The sequence below is a fragment of the Mycoplasma sp. 5912 genome (assembly GCF_054353835.1).
The window spans coordinates 30,903-52,026 of record NZ_JBTHHI010000001.1; the positions used below are offsets into that span (position 1 = coordinate 30,903).

At 27.9% G+C, this 21,124-nt stretch carries 12 protein-coding genes; 5 read left to right on the top strand and 7 right to left on the bottom strand.

Features of this window, described 5'->3' with window-relative positions:
- Positions 1 to 75 precede the first annotated feature (75 nt).
- The 7 genes from ACXYRP_RS00095 to ACXYRP_RS00125 all read right to left on the bottom strand — a co-directional run bounded on the left by ACXYRP_RS00095 (position 76) and on the right by ACXYRP_RS00125 (position 14,895).
- Positions 76 to 1,257: an MSC_0775 family lipoprotein gene (locus ACXYRP_RS00095; RefSeq protein WP_458614994.1), complete on the bottom strand. Its 1,182-nt coding sequence runs from the start codon at positions 1,255 to 1,257 to the stop codon at positions 76 to 78.
- Positions 1,239 to 2,567 (bottom strand): hypothetical protein, encoded by a 1,329-nt coding sequence (locus ACXYRP_RS00100; RefSeq protein WP_458614927.1) that lies wholly within the window; start codon positions 2,565 to 2,567, stop codon positions 1,239 to 1,241. Before ACXYRP_RS00100 ends, ACXYRP_RS00095 begins: the two co-directional genes overlap by 19 nt.
- A gap of 17 nt (positions 2,568 to 2,584) precedes the next feature.
- Positions 2,585 to 3,487 (bottom strand): MAG4940 family membrane protein, encoded by a 903-nt coding sequence (locus tag ACXYRP_RS00105; RefSeq protein ID WP_458597296.1) that lies wholly within the window; start codon positions 3,485 to 3,487, stop codon positions 2,585 to 2,587.
- A gap of 257 nt (positions 3,488 to 3,744) precedes the next feature.
- Positions 3,745 to 4,677, bottom strand: a complete 933-nt coding sequence (locus ACXYRP_RS00110; RefSeq protein WP_458614928.1) for a hypothetical protein — start codon at positions 4,675 to 4,677, stop codon at positions 3,745 to 3,747.
- 9 nt (positions 4,678 to 4,686) lie between these two features.
- A complete protein-coding gene (locus ACXYRP_RS00115) occupies positions 4,687 to 9,354 on the bottom strand; it encodes a hypothetical protein (RefSeq protein ID WP_458614929.1) in 4,668 nt (1,555 codons plus the stop codon).
- 110 nt (positions 9,355 to 9,464) lie between these two features.
- Positions 9,465 to 13,886, bottom strand: coding sequence for a PolC-type DNA polymerase III (locus ACXYRP_RS00120; protein ID WP_458614183.1), 4,422 nt, complete (start codon positions 13,884 to 13,886; stop codon positions 9,465 to 9,467).
- Position 13,887: 1 nt separating this feature from the next.
- Entirely contained in the window at positions 13,888 to 14,895 is a 1,008-nt protein-coding gene (locus tag ACXYRP_RS00125; RefSeq protein WP_458614930.1) for a phosphatidate cytidylyltransferase, read from the bottom strand.
- 70 nt (positions 14,896 to 14,965) lie between these two features.
- On the opposite strand from ACXYRP_RS00125, the gene ACXYRP_RS00130 reads away from it, so the two are divergent.
- The 5 genes from ACXYRP_RS00130 to ACXYRP_RS00150 all read left to right on the top strand — a co-directional run bounded on the left by ACXYRP_RS00130 (position 14,966) and on the right by ACXYRP_RS00150 (position 21,115).
- Positions 14,966 to 15,709 (top strand): phosphotransferase, encoded by a 744-nt coding sequence (locus tag ACXYRP_RS00130; RefSeq protein WP_458614182.1) that lies wholly within the window; start codon positions 14,966 to 14,968, stop codon positions 15,707 to 15,709.
- 19 nt (positions 15,710 to 15,728) lie between these two features.
- Complete coding sequence (locus tag ACXYRP_RS00135; protein WP_458614931.1) at positions 15,729 to 16,082, top strand: hypothetical protein; 354 nt, start codon at positions 15,729 to 15,731, stop codon at positions 16,080 to 16,082.
- A 61-nt stretch (positions 16,083 to 16,143) separates the two neighbouring features.
- Positions 16,144 to 16,698 (top strand): hypothetical protein, encoded by a 555-nt coding sequence (locus ACXYRP_RS00140; protein WP_458614932.1) that lies wholly within the window; start codon positions 16,144 to 16,146, stop codon positions 16,696 to 16,698.
- A gap of 45 nt (positions 16,699 to 16,743) precedes the next feature.
- Entirely contained in the window at positions 16,744 to 19,443 is a 2,700-nt protein-coding gene (locus ACXYRP_RS00145; protein ID WP_458614933.1) for a cation-translocating P-type ATPase, read from the top strand.
- A gap of 43 nt (positions 19,444 to 19,486) precedes the next feature.
- Positions 19,487 to 21,115 (top strand): hypothetical protein, encoded by a 1,629-nt coding sequence (locus tag ACXYRP_RS00150; RefSeq protein WP_458614934.1) that lies wholly within the window; start codon positions 19,487 to 19,489, stop codon positions 21,113 to 21,115.
- Positions 21,116 to 21,124 lie beyond the last annotated feature (9 nt).

Below are 21,124 nucleotides of genomic sequence, written 5' to 3' on the forward strand. Positions count from 1 at the left end.
TTGATAATAAAACTGGATAATTATGCAAAAAAGTTTATTATTAAAATCTCCATTTGAAAAGGAGATTTTATAAAATTATTTATTATCACTAATTCTAAAGAAGTCTTCGATATCAAATCTATAACTTTGTGGGCCTCTGATTTTAAATAAGATGTTAGGATCAAAAACCGATCTACGAATTTCAAAACCTTGGATTGGATTTGACACTCATCTTAATAATTCGCTTGGAACAGTATCTTTTGTTGGTGTCCCTGTGATAGGATCAACTTTAAAAATTGGTTTTTTACCTGCTTCTATGTCAGTGTTTCTTGCAATATATATCCCATCAACACGAGCAGTAAATGGATTAACTTTAGGATCTTGTGGGTTATATTTTTCAACACGTTCACCATAAAGGTTTGCGGATGTTAATGCTTTTTGAAAGTCGTTGTCGTTTGTCAATAATGTATTATTTGCATAAGTAGTTACATGCACATGTGGCATTCAACCTCCGTTAGTTGCTGATGTTCCTAAATAAGCAAGTGTATCCCCTTTTTTAAAAGGTTGTGGGTGTGCTGGAGAAACATTATCTAAAATATCATATACTCTAGCTGACTTGTCTTTTCCGATTGTGATTGTTTTAGGTGATCAATTAAAGGTTTTATTGTTCATTGTCAAGTTAGCATCTAAGTGGATAAATCCGATGTATACTCAACGATCATCGTTTGTATCATAAGTTCCGAAGTATTCTTGTAGAATTTTAGGTGAAAGGTTAAGTTTTGTTAATTTAACTCTTGTGAGCATTACAGTTCCTACACCTTGTCCTGTTTTGATTTGTGCATTTGAAAGGTGTGCATTATATACTGCGACAACTTCACCATCATAAGGAGCGATAACTGGGGTGTGTTCTTTGGCTAAATAGTCTTCACCAACATGGATAGCGATCGGGGTTTTAACATCATCTAAATAAAATGCACGAGTTGAATCATAACCTCCTGAAAATAAGTTGCTTCCATAATCGTTATAAATTGACTGATTAACTCTTGATAAATCAGAATATGTAAGATGTCCAGCATGGAAGTTATATGCATGTGGATTTGCTTGCATAAAGTTGCTATCAAAGATTTCAGCAAATTTACCTACTCCAATATGTTTTTGTAGTTTTACGATTTTACCATCATATATAGCAGTAAAAGTTAAATATCCATTGCGATAATCAGTTGATTTAAATGAGTCTTTAAGGTATTTAAAATCATAGTTTATTGGTAAAATGGTAATATCTGAAACATTGTCTTTGAATCCTTGTTCTCAAAGTTTTGGTTATAAATATTTCAGTTTGCGGGTTTTGCTAATAAGTTTGCCCGAATTTTTTCATCACGTAATACTGTGTTGTCTTTATCAAATGTAAGGTTAATTATTTTGTTAAATCCTACATTTGCAAAAGGAAATTTTTCATATCCTTTTTGGGTATTATCATAACCATTTGCAATTCTGATTTTAACAGTTAACTGATCGATTTTTGGTGAGTGAGTAAAATTAACATCATCAATAAAAATTTTAATAATTTGTTTATTTTTATATGGACTAAGTAAATTAGAAAAATCTGGATATGTTAAATTAAACATCGATGCAAGTTGTTTACGATTTAAATCATCAAAACTATAAATAGCATTTGATTTATCATCGATTAATGCTTGAATTTTAGCAAAAGCAGGATCAGATTTATCTTTAATAGATATTTTAATTGCATCACCTTGTGTTAAATTTTGCAACTTTTTAGATAAATCATTTACATCTTTGTAATTTTTTTCATCACTTGTTGATAATTTTATTCCTTTAAGAACAAAATTAACTTTGGTTTCAGCCTTTAAATTTAAATTCTTTCCTGTTGCTTCAACAGGGATAAGAATTTTCATTGGAATTATGATGTCATTATTATTATTGATATCTTGGCGAATGTTGTGATAGTCATATTCATATGATAACTTAGCAGCTTGTTCATCAGTTACTAATTTTTTGTCTTTTAAGATTTGTGTAAATGCAGAATCGTTAAAATCGAGGTAATCAGTTATATAGTTGTTATTACTTAGGTTTTTAAAAGTTATATTTGATGCATTAGTATTAGCTTTAAATTGTAATACTTGTGAAGAAACATCGTTATATTTAAAATAATCACTAATTCTTCTTAAAAATAATGTTTCATTAGTCAGTTTTGTTTTATTATCTGCATTTCCTTTGGCACGAAGTGCTTTAAGTTCAACTTGCTGTGGGTCTAGTGGTGTACCTGGTTTTGGTTCAGGATTGGTTTTTTGTTGTGTATTTGCTGCTTTTTGAATTACTGCATTAATATCAGAAAAAATTGCACTAAGATCTTCAAGGGTGTTTGCTTGTCCGATTCTGTTTTGGAAATCCTGTTTTTGTTCAGGTGTAAGTTTATCAGAAGCAAGTGCTTTTGTAATTTCATCTCTTTTTTGTTGTTTTGGGTCAACTTCCTTTTTAACGGTCGCTTGGTGTGAACAAGCGATTGCAACTGGAGCAATTACAATAGGGGATAAAGACAAAAATAATTTTTTAAATTTTTTAAACATAGAGCCTTTCTTATAGATTAGAAATTAAGTTTCATTGGAACACTTTTGCCTATTTCAACTGCAACAATTCCGTAAATGAGTGGGATAATAACAGTAAATAAAAGTGTTGTGGTGATTTTTATAGTCTCTAATAACATTAATTGTTTTATTTGTTTTGTTTTTTGATCATTTGATTTGATACTTTTTAGATGATATAAAATTTCAATAACTATTAATAAATAAGCAATCACATTAAAAACTATATCAAAGGCAAAGAAACCAAAAAAACTTGAAATAAATAAAAAGATTCAAACAACTATTAATGTTATAAAAAGTTTGAAGTAAGGGTTTGTTCCATAATTTGTGTCGTTGATATAACCTAACATTGGAACGATAATAACAAAAGTTGTAATAAAAATAAATTCTTTGATAATATATTTTCATCAACTTTCATTATATGGATGTCTTACTTTTAATAAATCTCAAATTTGTAAAGTTTGAAAAATTTCTTTATATTCCTTACTTTTAGATAATGAATTTTTTACTAAGAAAAATATTCCAGCAAAAACAATTAATCCACCAAAAGCACCTGAAAATTGCCCGCCTATTAAATAGTAAACACCTTTATCTAATGTCCCTGCCTCACCTGTAGAAATGCTAAATCCTTGCAATCTAGTTTGTAAAATCACACTTAATGGATTTAGCTGTGGAAATGCAGGAACATTTGCGGTGAAGTATGATAAAGCTCATGGTATGATAAATGCTAAAAAAGTAGCTAATGTGAATCCGATGGTATTAAAAAGCTTTTCGTTTTTGGGTTTATGCATATATTTTATTAAAAGTCATAACAAAATAAAAAATACAAGTGTAAAAGAAGCGAAAAACTCAAATAGAAAAGCACTTTTGTTTCAATAAGTTGATAATAACTGTTTTGCTGTCATAATTTCCTTAGTTATATGTTTTATTGGTAAAGCATATACTTTGTATGAAAAAGTAAGTTATGAAAATAATAGCACAAAATTATACAAGTAAACTAAAAAGATTAAAAAAATAGCAATAATTAAGGTAAAAATTGCTATTTTTTTCATTTTTTAATTTTCACAAAAATAAATTTTATTAACATTATTTTGTGTAATATTTATAAAATATTTATAAATACGACTTTTTTATCTATATATAGTATTTAAACAAATTTAAATTATTTTTTAATTTTACTTTTTATGGTTAATGGTTTCATGATTCTTGATGAGAAAAAAATATTATCACCATCAGAAATTGATTCATCAGGTTTTTCCTCTATTTCATCTTTTGTTCTCAAGGATTTCATAATTCAACTCATCTCAGCAGGCTCTAAATTAGGGTCTAAATATTCCTTTACATTTAATCCATCAGATAAGCCTTCATAAATAAGATGTAATTGATTAAGACTATATGCATAGGGTTCAAAGTTATTTTCTTCTACAAACTTCTTAAACCTTCTTGTTATTTCGTATGATAATTCTTTATGTTCTTCAATATCACTAATTTCTCATGAAATATCTTTATGGATTATATTAATCTTTCTATTGATTGCTTCTCATTCTTTTTTTGCTGCATTATTGTTTGGATCATCAGATGATTTGGATATCTCTGCGATTTCATCATTATATTCTGATTCCATTTCAGTTATATTAGTTATGATGTAAAAGTAAAATTTTATTTCATTACCTAAATAAAGGATATTAAAGTTTGTTGAATTATTTTCTGATGTTATTTCAATTAAACCTCTATATTCGGTGTCATATTTTGTAAAATCTAATACCGAACTTAATAAATGTTCATGTGCAAAAACATCAATGGTGTTTTTATCTAAGATAATTTTTTTATTTTTAACAAACGATGTTTGAAAGAGTTTTTTATCAATTCTATATAATGTGGATACATTAATATAAACAGGAATAAAATCTAGTGAATTATTTAAGAAAATATCATATTCATTTTCAAAATCCTTAATACTTCTTCTAGTTTTATTACGTTCATAAGCCAGTAAAAAATATGTCATTCCTTTAAAATCAAATAATTTACAAAGAATTGCACCTTTTAATTTTGATAAAACAACTTTGTTTTCAAGTTCTTTTAGAGTTTTTTGCATTATACCTTCCTAGTTAGTCTTTTGATTATTTTTGATTGTTATGTCATCATCTCAATAAATATCTGTATATTTTTTAGGATATAAGAAACTATTGTGTTTGATATATTCATAAAATGAATCTTGATTAATTTTGTTGTCTTTTGAACCGAAAACATTGCGTACTTGTCCAGCGAATAAGTGTGCTGAAATAGCACCATCAAATGAATTTCATCCTTCGGTTATCAGACCTACTACATTACCTTTTTCATCGTATACACCACTACCTGATGCACCACCGGCTAAATCAATCCCTTCACGGTTGAATGATATCTTGGTTGATTTATATCTTGTTTCTTCATAATCAAAATCATTCATAAAGTATGGCATATACATTAATAAGTATTCTCGATAACGGATTGATTTAACCGTTTCAGGACCAATCGTTCTTTCACCAGGAAAGGAAGCAACATATCAATTTAATGCATCGAAATCTTGTAAGTATTTAACCTCATTACTGAGTTTTGTAGGTGCCAAGTTTTTTCAGTTTAAAATGTATTTAATTGATTCTTTTGTTTGTGCATCCATTTGAATTTTTGATAAATCTACTCCTTGATATTGCTCAAAAATAGATCTTAAATCAATTGTTGCAATTACTAAGTCTTGATTTGCTGCTTTGTTATCTTTTTGATATCTTCCTTCGTTATCAATGAAACTTCAGATATTATAGTAATCTTTGATCAGTTGATAATTATATTTATAATTTTCAAACGCATAAATTTTAGTCAATTTTCCATCTTGTACACTAGGACCAGTTTGGTATGTTCCTGCAGCAGGACGATCTAATAAAGTTGGAATGTAAAAACTTGTATGAGTATTTGGAACTGGAACATGCACAGCAACATGGTGGTTAGTCATTACATAGAAGCGATAATCATTATCATCATCTGGTTTAACCTTACCAATTAAGTTTCAAGTTCCTACACTGATTCTAAATGCACGTTGTCGCATTAAGTCAGCAGCATCTGATTTATCTTCTTTAAATAAACGTTTTGATTGTCAAGTTTTTATATCATCAACTGACATACCTGGAGAAAAGCTAAAATCATAGTTTTTATTTATATTTTCATTTAGGTATGATATTTTTGGATTAAAGTTTGATAATGCATCAACTTTATCTGAGTTGTATTCGATTTTAACATTTTCATTTGTATGAATTACAGCGATTCTAGCAGGCCCGATGAAAACATTTTTTTCTAAACCTATATTATGTGTGGCTATATCTTGGGTAAAATTATAATCTTTATCCTTAGAAATTACTTTTAAGGTAATAGTATTGTTAGAACTATCATAATATAAATTAAAACTAAATTTTGCATTTATTTTATTATAGTTGTGTTCTTGAACAGCTTGTGAAGTAAAAATTTGATAAAAATAAAAGTTTAAGTTCTCTAATTTACCAGTTTGCTTGAGTTTGGTTAAATTAAAAGGTAAACGAACTGTTGAATTTATTGTGTAAGCATAGTATAAGTCATAATTTGTGCGATCATGTAATTCAAATTCAAAATCAAACATCATTAATGATTCATTTTCAGGAATTTGATCAAGGTTTTTAAAATTAGATAATTTCTTAGTTAATGAAGTGGTTTTGTTTGAATTATCAATGTTAAATAATTTTGCTTTAACTTGTTCTCTTGGACCAAAAAGTTGAATTTTTTTGGTTTCTGAATTTTTGTTAAATTTATATACAATCGGGTTTGGATATGCTTGATTTAAAAATTCACGATCCTTGATGAATGTATAATCGGATAAATATTCTGAAACAGATCATAGATTATATAAACTAAAATCAACAGTATCGTTTGCGTCATTTGCTAGTCATTTTTTTCTTAAATCATAGCGACTAAAATCATTTGTGGTTCTGCGTTCAATTCCGTTTGCAGAGAAATTATTTTGATCAACACTTGCATAATTAAAATGATATGCCAGTGTTTTTTGTAGGTTTGCAGCAACATCAATAGTAGCTAATTGTTTATAGGTAACAGGTTTTACGATCCGGACTTTTTTTAGTGTATATTTAATATATTCATTAAAATTAGGTAGTTCAAATTTTCATAAATCATCAAATCTTACCATTATGTGCTTTGTGGGTTCAAATCCTAATACTAATTGATTATCATAGTTTTGTGTTTCTTTTTCAAACATAAAATCAAAGTACATATTTTTTAGGTATTTTAAGTTATGTGAATTAAAATTAAAGAAAGCAGAGGCATAAACTTTTTTAGTATTTTGATCCATATAATAATTAAAATCACTTAAATTATTATTTTCAATTGTTGTTATATTAAATTGGTATTTTTTATATTCACTTAAATCAATAAATCCATCATTTAATAAAATATTAGTTATAACATATGAAATATTTGCATTTGAAAGTTGATTTATATCAAAACTTGCAATATTATTATTAATTGTTGGGGTTATAGTTCGAATAAATGGAATATTGTGATCAATTCCTTTAACTATAAAACTTAGATTATTAGCATTTGTAACATTAGAATTTAATGTAACATTCACTTTTTGAGCATTTTGATCAACTGTTATTGAATTAATATCATATGTATTTTTGCTTGAATCAAAATTAATTTCAGTTAATGGTAAATCATGCATTTGCGTGGTGGTGCTAGTATTATAAACAAATGATACAATTTGATCACCAGCTAAAATGGTTGCATGATAATCATCAATTCTTCTAGTAGCAGTTACTTCAACGATGTTATTATTGCGTCATACCTTTAATTTTGTATTATTTAGATATGCTAAACGATCTGGATAAGTCTTCTTCCGAACTTTAACAAATACATCGATGTTATTACCTGTTTTAGGTTGTATTGAAATGCTTCTGATGTTTGCATCAACAGTAGTATCAAAATTAAATGTATATGGATGGATTCCAAAACTACTATTGAATGTTTTAATACTTTGATTGTTGTCATCTATCAATCCAATTAAGTCAATTGTCGCAGAGTGATCATATGGTATTTCATATAGATAATGATCATATTTCATTGAGGTTGCTGATATACTTTCTTCAACATTATTCTTACGAATTTTTAGTGTGTATGCTTTTGCAAAAGAGTTAGGAACTAAATAATTTAATCTGTATTTTTGATGTGTAGAATCATATATATAACTTTTTAATTGAGCAAATGTACTATTATTTTGCTTGTTTTCGCTTGTTTCTTTTTGAGTAAAATAATCACTATGATTTGTGTTGTTTGATTTAATACTATCCAAAGTTAATTGATCACTTGTTTTGCTAGTTGCTGTATTTTGTAAATCATAAACAACAGGAATGTTATTTTGTTTAATTGCACTATATTTAGGTTCTAATAAAGCATTCGATTGTATTTTTTGATTTGGTGTTGTAAAAGTTTTATTATTTTGGAAAGTCATGTTTACATTTAATGGATTTGAACTACCTGCATCAGAATAAAGACTTACACCTTTAATAATATATGTTGTGTTCGGATCTAGGTTTAAAAAACTGATTTGTTTATGTTTCAAACTCGATCTAAGTGATCTATATTCTTGATTTTGATTGCTTGATTTTACCACTTTTAACTCTATATAACCATTAAAATCAGAATTTGTATTAAAACCTAACACATAACTATCTTGATTTTGACTTAGATTATCATTAAAAGTTACATTTATATTTAATGAAGGTGTATTAAATTCTGGATAATTATTAATTGAAATGTTATCAAGCTTAGAAAGTTGATTTTCGCTTCCTTGTTCAAAGAAATCTATTGATTTAATGCGATATTTACTATTAAAATCAAGATTATTAAAACTAAATGAAAGATTTTTATCATTTATAGTAACAATATTTGATGTAATATCTTGGTTAATAACTTGATTATTACTGTCTATTGGATTTACTGTAATTAGTGCAAATTTATTTGCTAAATCTTGATCTGAATCAAGTTTTAGCAAAACATTGAATTGATTTTGGTAGCTAACACTGCTAACAGTTGCATTAATATCAATTTTTTGGTGATTATTTGGATTTTGATTTTCAGAACCAGGATTTTGTTCTTTGCTTTCTTCGTGTTCTTTATCAGGCATATTGCCAGAATGTGGATTTTGTGGATTTTCTGATCCTTTTTTATCATCTCCATCACCATTTTTTCCTTGTTGGTTGTTACCATTTTCATCTTTGCTACCATTTGATTCTTGATTTAAAGTTGTAAATGATAAAGAGCGATTATCAACTGTATTTAAAAAACCAATCTTATTATTATTTTGCAACAAATTATCTATTTTATAAGTTGTATTAGGACTTAATCCATCGATACTTACTCTTACACGATTACTGTTTATATTCACATTTTGCACTATATTTCTTATTATAGAAGTCTTCAAATCCATAAGAGCAATTTTTAATTGATCATTTTTATGCAATGTCGCACTAAAATAAAGTTCAATAGCAGCAGAATTATCAGTTACATTATCAACTGTTATATTATTTACTTTTAAAGTGTTTTTATTTTCATCATTTTTAGGATTATTTTTTGGTTTTTTTGAACCATAATTGCCATTATCATTTGATGTACAAGCTGATGCAATTGTAGGAAGTAAAATAGCAGAAGAAATAAATAATTTGGAAATGATGCGTTTATATTTTTTATTTTTCATAATAACCTCTTTACATGTTATTTTAAGTATACAAAAATATTAGCAAATTCTACAGATTTTATTATTCATTTTACAAAAACCTGTATGAACAAAATACATGTTTTGTTAGATTAAAATAAAGTCATTTGATCATTTTCCTGCAAGTGATCTAGTATTTTAAGTTCTAATAACCTTTTATACAAAGTTTGATTGATTCCACTTCGTGTTTTAAAGTCTTCACGTGATTTAAATTTCATTTCAGAACGGGCAGCAACAAGTTTTTCGGCAGCAGCAATACCTAAACTCTTAATAGTTGTAAATGGAGGTATTAGACAGTTATTTTCATAATCAATAACTCATTCCTTAACTTTTGAAATTTCTAAATTTATATTACTGATGCTAAATCCACGAGCATAGTATTCACGTGCTATTTCTAAGGTAGTTAGAAGTTGTTTGTCATTCACTTTAGGATTTACCAATGCATTTAATTCACGAATTTTTTCATTTATTTTATGCATCCCAATATCTTCTACTAAGGTATCTAAGTCAAATTCTTCAACACGAGTACTAAAATAAGTTGCATAATACTCTAATGGTTTATATAATTTAAATCATGCAACCCGTCAAGCCATTAAAACATAAGCAGTAGCATGCGCTTTTGGAAACATATATTTAATTAATTTCATACTTTTTATTGCTCATTCAGGTACATTATGTGTTCGTAATTCATTTTCTTCTTCAGGTGTTAATCCTTTCCCTTTACGCACTTTTTCCATAATGTTGAATGAATAAAGTGGATCAACACCAAGCGAGATAAGAAAATTCATAATATCATCGCGACAGGAGATAACTTCGTTCAATGACATCCCGTGTTCTTTAACTAAATCCTGTGCATTACCTTTTCATACATCGGTTCCGTGTGAAAGGCCAGAAAGCGAAATTAAATCAGCAAATGATTTAGGTTGTGCTTCAGCAAGCATTTTACGAACAAATTGTGTACCAAATTCTGGTAATCCTAATGCTCCAGTTGTTTCATTACCGATGTCATCTGGTTTGATGTTCATAGCTTTTGTTGAATAAAAAAGCGACATTACTTTTGCATCTTTTTTAGGAATGTCAGTTTTAACATTTAAACCTGTTAATGTCTCTAACATTTTAATTGCTGTTGGATCAACATGTCCTAAAATATCAAACTTAATAATATTATCGTGAATTGCACGATAATCTAAATGTGTAGTTTTTCAATCTAATTTAATATCATCAGCAGGGAAATTAATCGGGGTGAAGTCTTCAACACTAAATTGATTTGGTATGATAATGATTCCACCCGGATGCTGTCCAGTTGTGCGCTTGACACCTTCTAATTTAGTTGATAAAAAGTCAATAAAATCGTTTGAGTATGGAATATTAAATTCTTCAGCCATATTTTTTATATAACCGAAACCTGTACGTCCTTGTATTGTTGAGATTGTCCCAGCACGAAAAGTTTTATCTTGACCAAAGATATGTTTGATTTCATCATGAATATTTTTTTGATAATCACCTGAGAAGTTTAAATCAATATCAGGAACTTTATCGGCATTAAAACCTAAAAAAGTTTCAAACGGAATTGAATTGCCATCTTTATCCATAATAGTTGCACATATAGGACAATTTTTATCATCTAAATCAAAGCCGGATGTGGTAGGTGGATTTTCAACTAATTCAAAATGCTTGCATTTATCACAAATATAATGTGGTGGAAGAGGATTTACTTCGGTAATACCTGCTAATGTTGCAACTAAAGAAGAACCGACACTACCACGACTTCCTACTAAATACCCGTTATCAAGTGATTTTTTAACCAAAAGATGTGAAATTCAGTAGATCACATCAAAGTCATATTTTAAAATGGGATCTAATTCACTTTTGATGCGTTCTGAAATAATTTGTGGTAAATTTTCTCCATATTTATCTTTTGCAGTCTGATAAACTAAATTCTTAAGTTTTTCTTTTGAGTTTTCAACTGTAGGTGTATACAATTTATCTTTAATAACAACGATGTCATCATCAATCATCTGTGAAATTTTATGGCTGTTATCAATTACAATTAGCTTAGCTAATTCAAAATTTAAATAACTAAAACCTTCAAGCATTTGCTTAGTATTTAAATAATATAAATCGGGGATAACAGTAAAATCAATTCGTTTTATTGTGTCTTTTTGATTATCATCTTCATCATCTTTGCTACGTTCTTCTTTGCTATTTTTGGTTTTAAGTAAAAAATGACGACTTCCACCTAGGCCTTTTGCATAAACAAGACTCTTATAAAAAATTTGATCATTAGGATTTTCATAACGACAATCCCCGATCGCTACAACAATTTTGTTTTTTGAAAGTGCTAATTTGATAACTTGTTTCAAAAGATTTTCAATCTGTTCTTTTGTATATTCAGTGTTTATATATAAATGTTTTAATGCATCAATATGCGGAATTTCGATATAGTCACAGCGATCTATAACTTCATTTATTTTCAAATCTGATGAATATATTAGTGCATTAATTAATTCACCTTTTAGTCCACCAGAACCTATTAGAATATTCTTTTTACCCTGTAAATCATTATAAAAAAGTTTTGGTTGTCCTCAAAATCTTTGTGTTAGAGTCATTGAAACCAGCTGAAAAAGTTCTTTTAATCCCAACTGATTCTTAGCCAAGATGCTGTATTGATAATTTGAACGAACTTTTTTATAAAATGCTTCAGGATTAGGTAAATAATGATATAAATCACCTAGTGTCAATACTTGTTGTTGTTGAAAACTAAAAAGCGATTGAATAAAAGCAAGAGAAAGTATTTCTGCATCATAGTCAGCACGGTGTGCTACAGATGAGTTGTATTCAACATTGAAATAACTGCAAAAATCTCCTAATGAGTGCTTGTTTTTATCAGAAAATAAAAGTCTAGAAATCATCAATGAATCGATAAAAACTGTATTAGGAAGTTGCATATTATTATCGATAAATTTTTGTAAGATAAAATGCATATCGAAATTAGCATTGTGTGCTACAGCGATTTTGTTATTTAATAAATTATAGATTTTTTGCAATCCTACTTTCAAATCTAATCCATAATCATCCAGCATCGATTGAGTTATATTGGTAAGTTTTTGAGTAAATTCAGAGAGCTTACTGTTGCATTTGATAAAAAATTGTTCACTACCTATTTTTTTACCATTTTGAACTACAGTAGCACCAAATTCAATTATTTCACCTAGTTTGGGAGAAAGTGAAGTTGTTTCAATATCGAAAATCACATATTCACTTTCAACTAATTTGATATGTGCATCAAAGTCTTTTGTTAATATTATTTGATTATTTTCATTTATTAAATCTAAACTTGCTCCATAAATAGGTTTGATTCCTGCTTTTTTTGCTTCAGCAACAAATTTGGGGAAAGATTGCACACTATTTGAATCTAAAATAGCCACTGCTTTATGTCCCATTTGTTTAGCAATTTTAACTATATCAGCTGCATCAAAGACACTGTCCATTGCATTCATCTTGGATTTTGTATTTAATTCGATTCTTTTTTCTTCATTATCATCAACTCTTAGTGAAATAGGATTATTAATTTTTGTAATTGAATAAATTCTTAATGTTCGACGGTATTCAGCACCAACTTGTTTGAAAATTAATACCCCGTTGATTTTGACAAAATCATTTATTTTAAAGGTTTCAACTTGTTCTGCATCATTGTTTAGATATTGAATACATTGCAACGCATCTGAAAAATCTGTTATAAAGTACTTATTAATTTTGTAATTTGCATTATCAGATATATCGGTTTTATAAATCATTCCTTCAACACTAATATAATGCTGTTCTTTATTGTGGTCTAAATTATCAATATCCTTGATTGATGTTTTATAATACTCTTTTGATTTTCTTTTGATTAACGGTTTATTGCTATTTTGTGCAGGGATTTCAACTCTAACTTGTTCTTCTTTGAGTTTTTGATATACTAAATTTAAATCAACATTAGGGATCTCTTCTTCAATAACTTTTTCATAAAATTGAGATCCGATTTGAAATTTTAATAAACCAAATTCGTGCATTTTTTTAGTTAAAAATTCAATTGCTTCAACTACCTCGTACTTAATACTTGCATCATCGTATAAAATAAATCACTTTTGATTTTCGTGATTTACATAAAGATTTTTAGGTGTTTGATTTAGCATGTTATCCAAATTTACAAACATTTTACTTTTTGTTTTTGACTTAATAATAGTGGTAATATAATCACGAAACATCGGAGCATCGATAACATAGTCATTAATGCTATAAATAACACGGTATTTGCTTCCTCGTTCGCTTTTTAATGCTTTTAGAAGCTTTACTAAATCAGTTATTTTTGGTGCATATGGTAGCTTTAAATCTACTTCGATAATTCTTTTTGAATTTCGTGTTTGCAGTTCTGAAATTGCAGCAATGTATGCTTCAGAAAATGCTTCAATATTTCCTAAACCAATTTCTGAAGCAAAGTTTGCAAAGGTGCGATCTTTGTAAAAACTCATTTTATCCCCTAAATAATGCTAAAAATGTTCAAATAAAGAAGATTAGTGAAATACTATCGATTCGATCAACAATTCCACCGTGACCTGCTAAAATTCTCGAAAAATCTTTTATTGCTAATTTACGTTTTATAAAAGAAAAATATAAATCACCTGTAATTGCAGCAATTGGCGCTAATGTAAGCAAAATAACTATTGCAGCAGTGGTATTTTTAGATGAATTTAGAACAGATGCAACATCGGTATTAATATCATACCCCTTTGCAACTCCAAAATAAGCATAAATAAACACAAAACTAATTATTAGTGCAGCAACATACCCTACAAAAGCACCTTCTCAAGTCTTTTTAGGCGAAATTAATGGTGCCATTTTATTTTTAAACATCTTATGTCCTAGGTATTTTCCACCAAAATATCCACCTATATCCGAACTAACAGCGATTAAAATAAATAAGAGGATATATTCTAAACCAGATGAAACAGTGTTTAAAAATAAAAATGTTTTTATGAAAAAACTTAATATTAAACTAGTTAGTAAAAACAACAATGCCTTTAAAAATAATTCTGTAAAATAAACATTTTTGATAATGATAATTCTAAAAATAATAAAAATAAGAACATTAACCAATAACATCAAGTGTGCTTGTCAATCAGTTCATAATCTTAATTCAAAAGCATCCAAACTGCTTATATTACTTGATGTGATAACTAAGTTTAAAAAATTAGTTCCTAAAAACATTAATGAATTTAGCAACAGTGCTTGAATAGCAGCATAAATTTTATGCTGTAAAAAGGCTAAGGAAACTTCAAAAAAGATTCAATATGCAAAAATGAAAACAAAAATCAATGCTATTGCTCGCACTGCTCAAAAACCACCTAATGAGCTTTGATATAATGGATATGATCAATAAAAACTATATCGTGTTAGCACCAATAAAGCAACTAATGCAATTAACATTATTAATGCAGGGATTAATCTAGATTTTAAAAAACTCTCTTTATTTATAGACATAATTAATATTATACATTTTATGCTTTGAATTTTTATTTAAATATATAATATTTCAAAATAAAGGAGTAAAATGGAAAAAATTAATATCGGTTATACAAATGAATCATATCACGATGGTGATTACTTTTTGCAATATAAAAAGTTTGATAAATTTAATCATAAACTTGATTATAGCATCCTTTCAGTGTTTGATTTTGTACCAAAATTACTTGAAAATGATCAAAATCATTCAAAATGGGAGTTTATTAAAAATTTAAAGGTAGATTTTAGCACATCTGATTTACATCAAATTGCTGATAACTTTCGTAAATTACATGATTCAGGTTTAAAATTTCCAAAAACTAATCATGCGGCACGTGTTAAAGAATACCGTCGCATTATAAGAGACAAAGGCTTGAAAGTACCTGTTATCGATGAATATTATAAACGCATCAATAACATCCTTTCTCATAGCGAAAATAATCGTCCATTGCATAATGACTTATGATCTGGCAATATAGTTAAAGATGAACAAGGAAAAATTTATTTTGTAGATTGAGAATATGCATCTATGGGTGATAAGCATTTTGATTTAGCATACTTTATTTGTGGTTCATTTTTAAATCCAGAGCAAGAACAAATTTTCTTAGATCGTTATGAAAATTATTGAGAAGAATATTTAATTCAACAAAAAATCTTTGTTTATTACCTTGTAATTTTGTGAATTAATGAAAAAGATAATAAACCTTATGATGATAGTGCATCAGTTGCGAAACTTAAAGAGATGGTGCAATTATACGAGTACAAAAAAGCTAATAATTTATTCAAAAAATAAATTTTGCTAAAATAAAAATATGATATTTAATTTGAATGATTTGTTTATGTATTTTGATGTAGACATTCCAGGTAGAGCAGCAGAAAAAATACCTAAAAACACCTTAATTCCCTTGGGAGTATTATTTGTTGTTTTAGCATTAATTTGTTTTGTAATTTATGCTAAATATTCCATAGCAAAAATTCGTAATTATAAGCAGTTACAAATGGATGAATATAATCGTGATAACCCTAGAAACAAAAAAACTACTTATGAAGCAACCGAAATGTATTTACCTGCTTGGCAGCGAGCAAAGTATAATATTCCATTATTTTTAGGTGTAGTTTTTATCGCATCTGCATTTATTATGTTTATGTTGTTGTTAAAAAGTTAATAATATCCTTAATATAAAATAAAAAATAGTTATAATTTTTATATATAAGGATAAACAAATTATGGATAAAAAACAAAAAAGAATATATTTTTTGACTTGAGGTTTTTTTGGGTTATTTATTTTACAACAATTAATTGCAACTGTTTATATAATTATTTTATTTGTAGGAATAATAAAGAGTATAAGTGATGATGAAAAATTAAATGAAACAGAAACAGGATATAAAATTTTGAATTTTTTAGCTGATTCTTCATCCCCTGTAGCAATTGTTTCTTATGTTATTTTTGCAATTATGTTTATTATTGGTATAGTTACCTTGGTTTTCCTCTATCACGATGATTTTCAAAGTATTCAAATGCAGAAAATTAAGAAATTATGACCTTTTATGTATGCTTTGCTTGCACTTAGCATTGCATCTCATAATATTCCATACCTTAATTATGTCAGCACATTAGGATTATTAGGTATTTTTGTATTAGGTGGAATAATAATACATAACTTTAGAATGATAAATAAAATTAAAATAGTTAATGATTTAAATATAAATAGTTCTTATCCTAATATTAATTTAGATATAGAAGACATTGATATAGAAACAAAAGATAAAATAGAATAATAAAAACACATTAATTTGTGTTTTTATATCTAAGAAAGGAGAGTTTTGAATCAAGATATTATTTATAGTGGTTTAACATCACAACAAGCAAAACAAAAACAACAAGAAAATGGATTTAATAAAATTACTAGTGAAAAAAAATTAAATATTTTTAAAGTTTTTATATCACAATTTAAAGACTTTATGATTATTTTGCTTTTAATTGCTGCAGCTTTTTCATTTGCAGTTGCAATATATGAAACAGTAAGTAAAAATTCTAAAAGTCAAACGGATATTATTGTTGGATTTATTGAACCTTTAATTATTTTAATAGTGATAGTTTTAAATTCGATTTTAGGTACATATCAAGAAATAAAAAGTGATCAAGCAGTTAAAGCATTAGAAAAAAACAATCAATTGATTTCTAAAGTGTATCGTGATGGACAACTGATGCATTTACCGGCTGAAGAATTGGTTGTAGGTGATATTATTGTTTTAGATGCAGGAGATTATGCCGGAGCCGATGCAAAAATATTGCAAGCTTACTGTGTTAATGTTGTTGAAGCGGCCTTGACTGGTGAATCATTACCTGTTGAAAAAAACGCATTAGAAGATAATCAACATCAAAATATTATTGAAAATACCAATCGCGTTTTTGCGGGAACTTATTTAACTAACGGACACTGTGTTGCAGAAGTAGTCGCAATTGGAAAAGACACTCAAATAGGTAATATTAATAAACTGATTCAAGAACAAAAACCGCAATTTACTCCTTTACAAATTAAACTTAATAAATTAAGTAAACTTTTTGGAATATCAGGTGTTGTTTTATTAGTTATAACAACAGTTATTCAATTTATTATTTCAAATGTTTTCACAAACATTTGAAATAACCCAGAAGTTTATTCTAATGCTGTAATAATAGGGATTTCACTGGCTGTTGCTGCTATTCCAGAAGGATTGATTACTTTTACAACTGTGTTATTGGCTATTGGTGTAGCAACAATGACTAAAAAACATGTCATTATTAAAGCATTTCCTGCGGTTGAGACTTTAGGAGCTACTAGTGTAATCTGTTCAGATAAAACCGGAACACTTACTGAAAATAAAATGACTGTAATGCATTTATATGATGCAATTGATCCAGATGTTCCATATGAAAAATCTTCGGCATTAGGTGCTTTTGTTGCTTGTTGTGATGCTAGTGTGCAAATAGGAGAAAATGGAGAATACATTGAAGTAGGGGACCCAACCGAAACTGGAATACTTAGGTTTGGACTAGATAACCAAAACTCTGCTCAGATGTTTTATCAAGCTTTTCAAAAATTAGATTCACTTCCTTTTGATTCAGATCGAAAAACAATGTCAGTTTTGGTAAAGAATCCGAAAGGAGAAAAAATTCTAATAACTAAAGGTGCCCCTGATGTAATTTTTGCTAAGAGCAAGGATGCTAGTGAATATCAATACCAATTAAATGAAAGTTGGGCACAAAAATCTTACCGTGTAATCGCAGTTGGTTATAAAAAAATGGATGCAAGTGCTGAAAAAATTACATTTGATGATGAAAATAATTTAGTCTTTTTAGGACTTATCGCAATGCAAGATCCACCTCGGGCAGGAGTTAAAGAAAGTATTGAAATAGCAAAACAAGCTGGTATCCACCCTGTTATGATTACCGGTGACCATCTTACTACTGCTACAGCAATAGCTACTGATTTAGGAATTTATAAATATGGTGATAAAGCTATCACAGGAGCTCAATTAGCAACGATGACTGATGATGAGTTATATAAAAATGTTCGTAATATTAGTGTCTATGCTCGTGTGTCACCGACTGATAAATTAAGAATAGTGAAAGCTTGACAAGGTTATCATGAAGTAGTAGCGATGACTGGTGATGGAGTAAATGATGCTCCTGCTTTAAAAGCATCCGATGTTGGTGTTGCAATGGGGATTACAGGGACTGATGTATCAAAACAAGCAGCAGATGTGATTTTGACTGATGATAACTTCACTACAATTGTTAAAGCAATTAAAAGTGGTCGCGAAACATATAATCGCATCAAAACTGTTATTTTAAACCTTTTAGTTTCTTCATTAAGTGAAATTATTGTAATGATTATCGGATTGTTTGTTTTATCAATTATCTTTAAAAAACACATAATAGCGGATGCTGAAGTAATAGTGCTATCGGCTTCACAACTTTTATGAATTAACTTATTAACTCACGGACTACCAGCGATTGCACTAGGTATGACACCAAGCAATTTAGATGTGATGCAGCAAAAACCGATTAATAAGAACCAGAGTATTTTTGCAAATGGGTTATGAAAGCAATTACTTATTCAAAGTGTAATTATCTCAATTGGTGCTCTATTAGCATATTTGACAGCTGCTTTAGTGGCCATTTCTAATAACATCAAAGGCGATGATTTTATCAAACTGACATCTACTGCAACATTCATTGCCTTAGGAGTTGGTGCAAGTATTAATTCAATTAATTTGATGTCTGTAAAATCTATCTTTAGATGTAATATTAAAGAATATAAATTAGTTTATGCAGCATCACTATTTTCATTGATTTGTGTAATCTTTGTAGCATTTGTACCTGGAATAAGAGTAGCATTTAAAATGGCTGATATCTCTAAGATAACTAATTATAATGTTGCATATTGGTTAGCACCGATATTATTTGGATTATTACTTACTATATATTTTGAAGCAAGCAAACTAATAAAATGATACAAAAAACCTAAAACTGCATAGTTTTCTATGTAGTTTTTTAATTTCATAGTGATATAATTTTACTATGAAATTAGTTGTAAATTTAGATAATAATGCAGATAAAAATCTTCATGTTTATATAGCAAAACAAAAGAATTATGATGGTATGGATAAAATGACTAATGTTGTGGATTTAGGATTATATACTAAATTAAGTAAAAAATATCCATGACATATACCATTGATTGAATCTGCTATTAGTGATTATGATTTAAAAAATATAGTTAATGAAGATTACACAGATTTAAAAGCATATATTGAAAACGCTTTATCGGAAGCAAAATTAACTTATCCAACTAGAAATCCTAATGAATTATGATTAACAAAACTAATTAATAACATCGGTTTGTTTGATCATTTTAAATATGATAAAGATGATTTAAAAAACACTGTGACTATGACATTACTTAATTTGTTTTTAACAGATGTAAGGGGAGCATCGGATAAATTAATTGAACTTGATAAAATATATAAAAAATCAGACTACAAAGATAATATATACATAAAAGCACTTAATAATATTTGAAAGAATCATAAAATATTATATAAAAATGTTCAAAGAATTAGTGAGCAAATGACAGATAGCAAAATTTTATATGTTGCAGTTAAACCTATGACATATGCAGAATTCGATAATTCTAAAAAAGCAGGAACAAAATACTCCTATAATGATTTTTGACGAACCCAAAAGAATGTTGTTGCGGCTTTTAACAAGTTAGGTGCTCCTGTGTTTGTGCAAACTTATAATGTAACTTTTGGTGATGAATCCCAGTATCTTGCCGACTTTTTAGATGCTTATTTAAAAATGTTTCCTAATTCAAATCCAACATTTTCAATAGAAAAAGAAATGATAACTGAAGAAAATATTCATTATATGCTTGAAAACAATATAAATTTCATTACATCAATTTCTGCATTTTATGGTGATCGTTCAGATTTTGATTACATTCTGGATCAAGGTGATTATAAACATTTTAAAGATGGAAGTAAAGAAAAACAAAGAGACAAAAAACTACAAATTGATTCAAAAACGTATGATATTAAACAGGTTATAATTTGAAATAAAAAACTTGAACATGAAGATCAGATGTTAAGGAATGAATTTTTAGAAGATTATGAAAATACTGCTGAAGATGAGAGAACTTTGGGTAATTTATCAGGATATGATTTAGGACGCTTTTTAGATGAAGACCCAATAATGGATCTCGATTTAGAATCAATTGAGAAATCAAAGGAACTCGATGGTTATTTGGTTTATAAGACTAATTTAACAGATATTACTGCATCGATGATTAAAAAGGTTGATTCAGATGCAAAACAAGTTCTAAAAAATGTTGACTTATTTGAAGATGATATTCGAAATGAATTTTGGTATATATATCAAAAAAACCACTATGATGCATATAATTTATTGATTTGTTTAGCAAGTTTTTTAAAAGAATATATTATGTATCTGCTTGATAAAAATTATCCGAATAAGAAATCAAAATATACAAGAGCAAAACTTCAAGTGATGCTAAAGGCACTGCAAGCAAAATCTGTATTTAATCAGACTACAAATAAAGTTATATCTTACCAACTACCAAAAGAAAATGATACAAAGCCTGAATGAGAACTTTATAATGATATTTTCAACATTATAAATAAGGATTAAACAACTGAA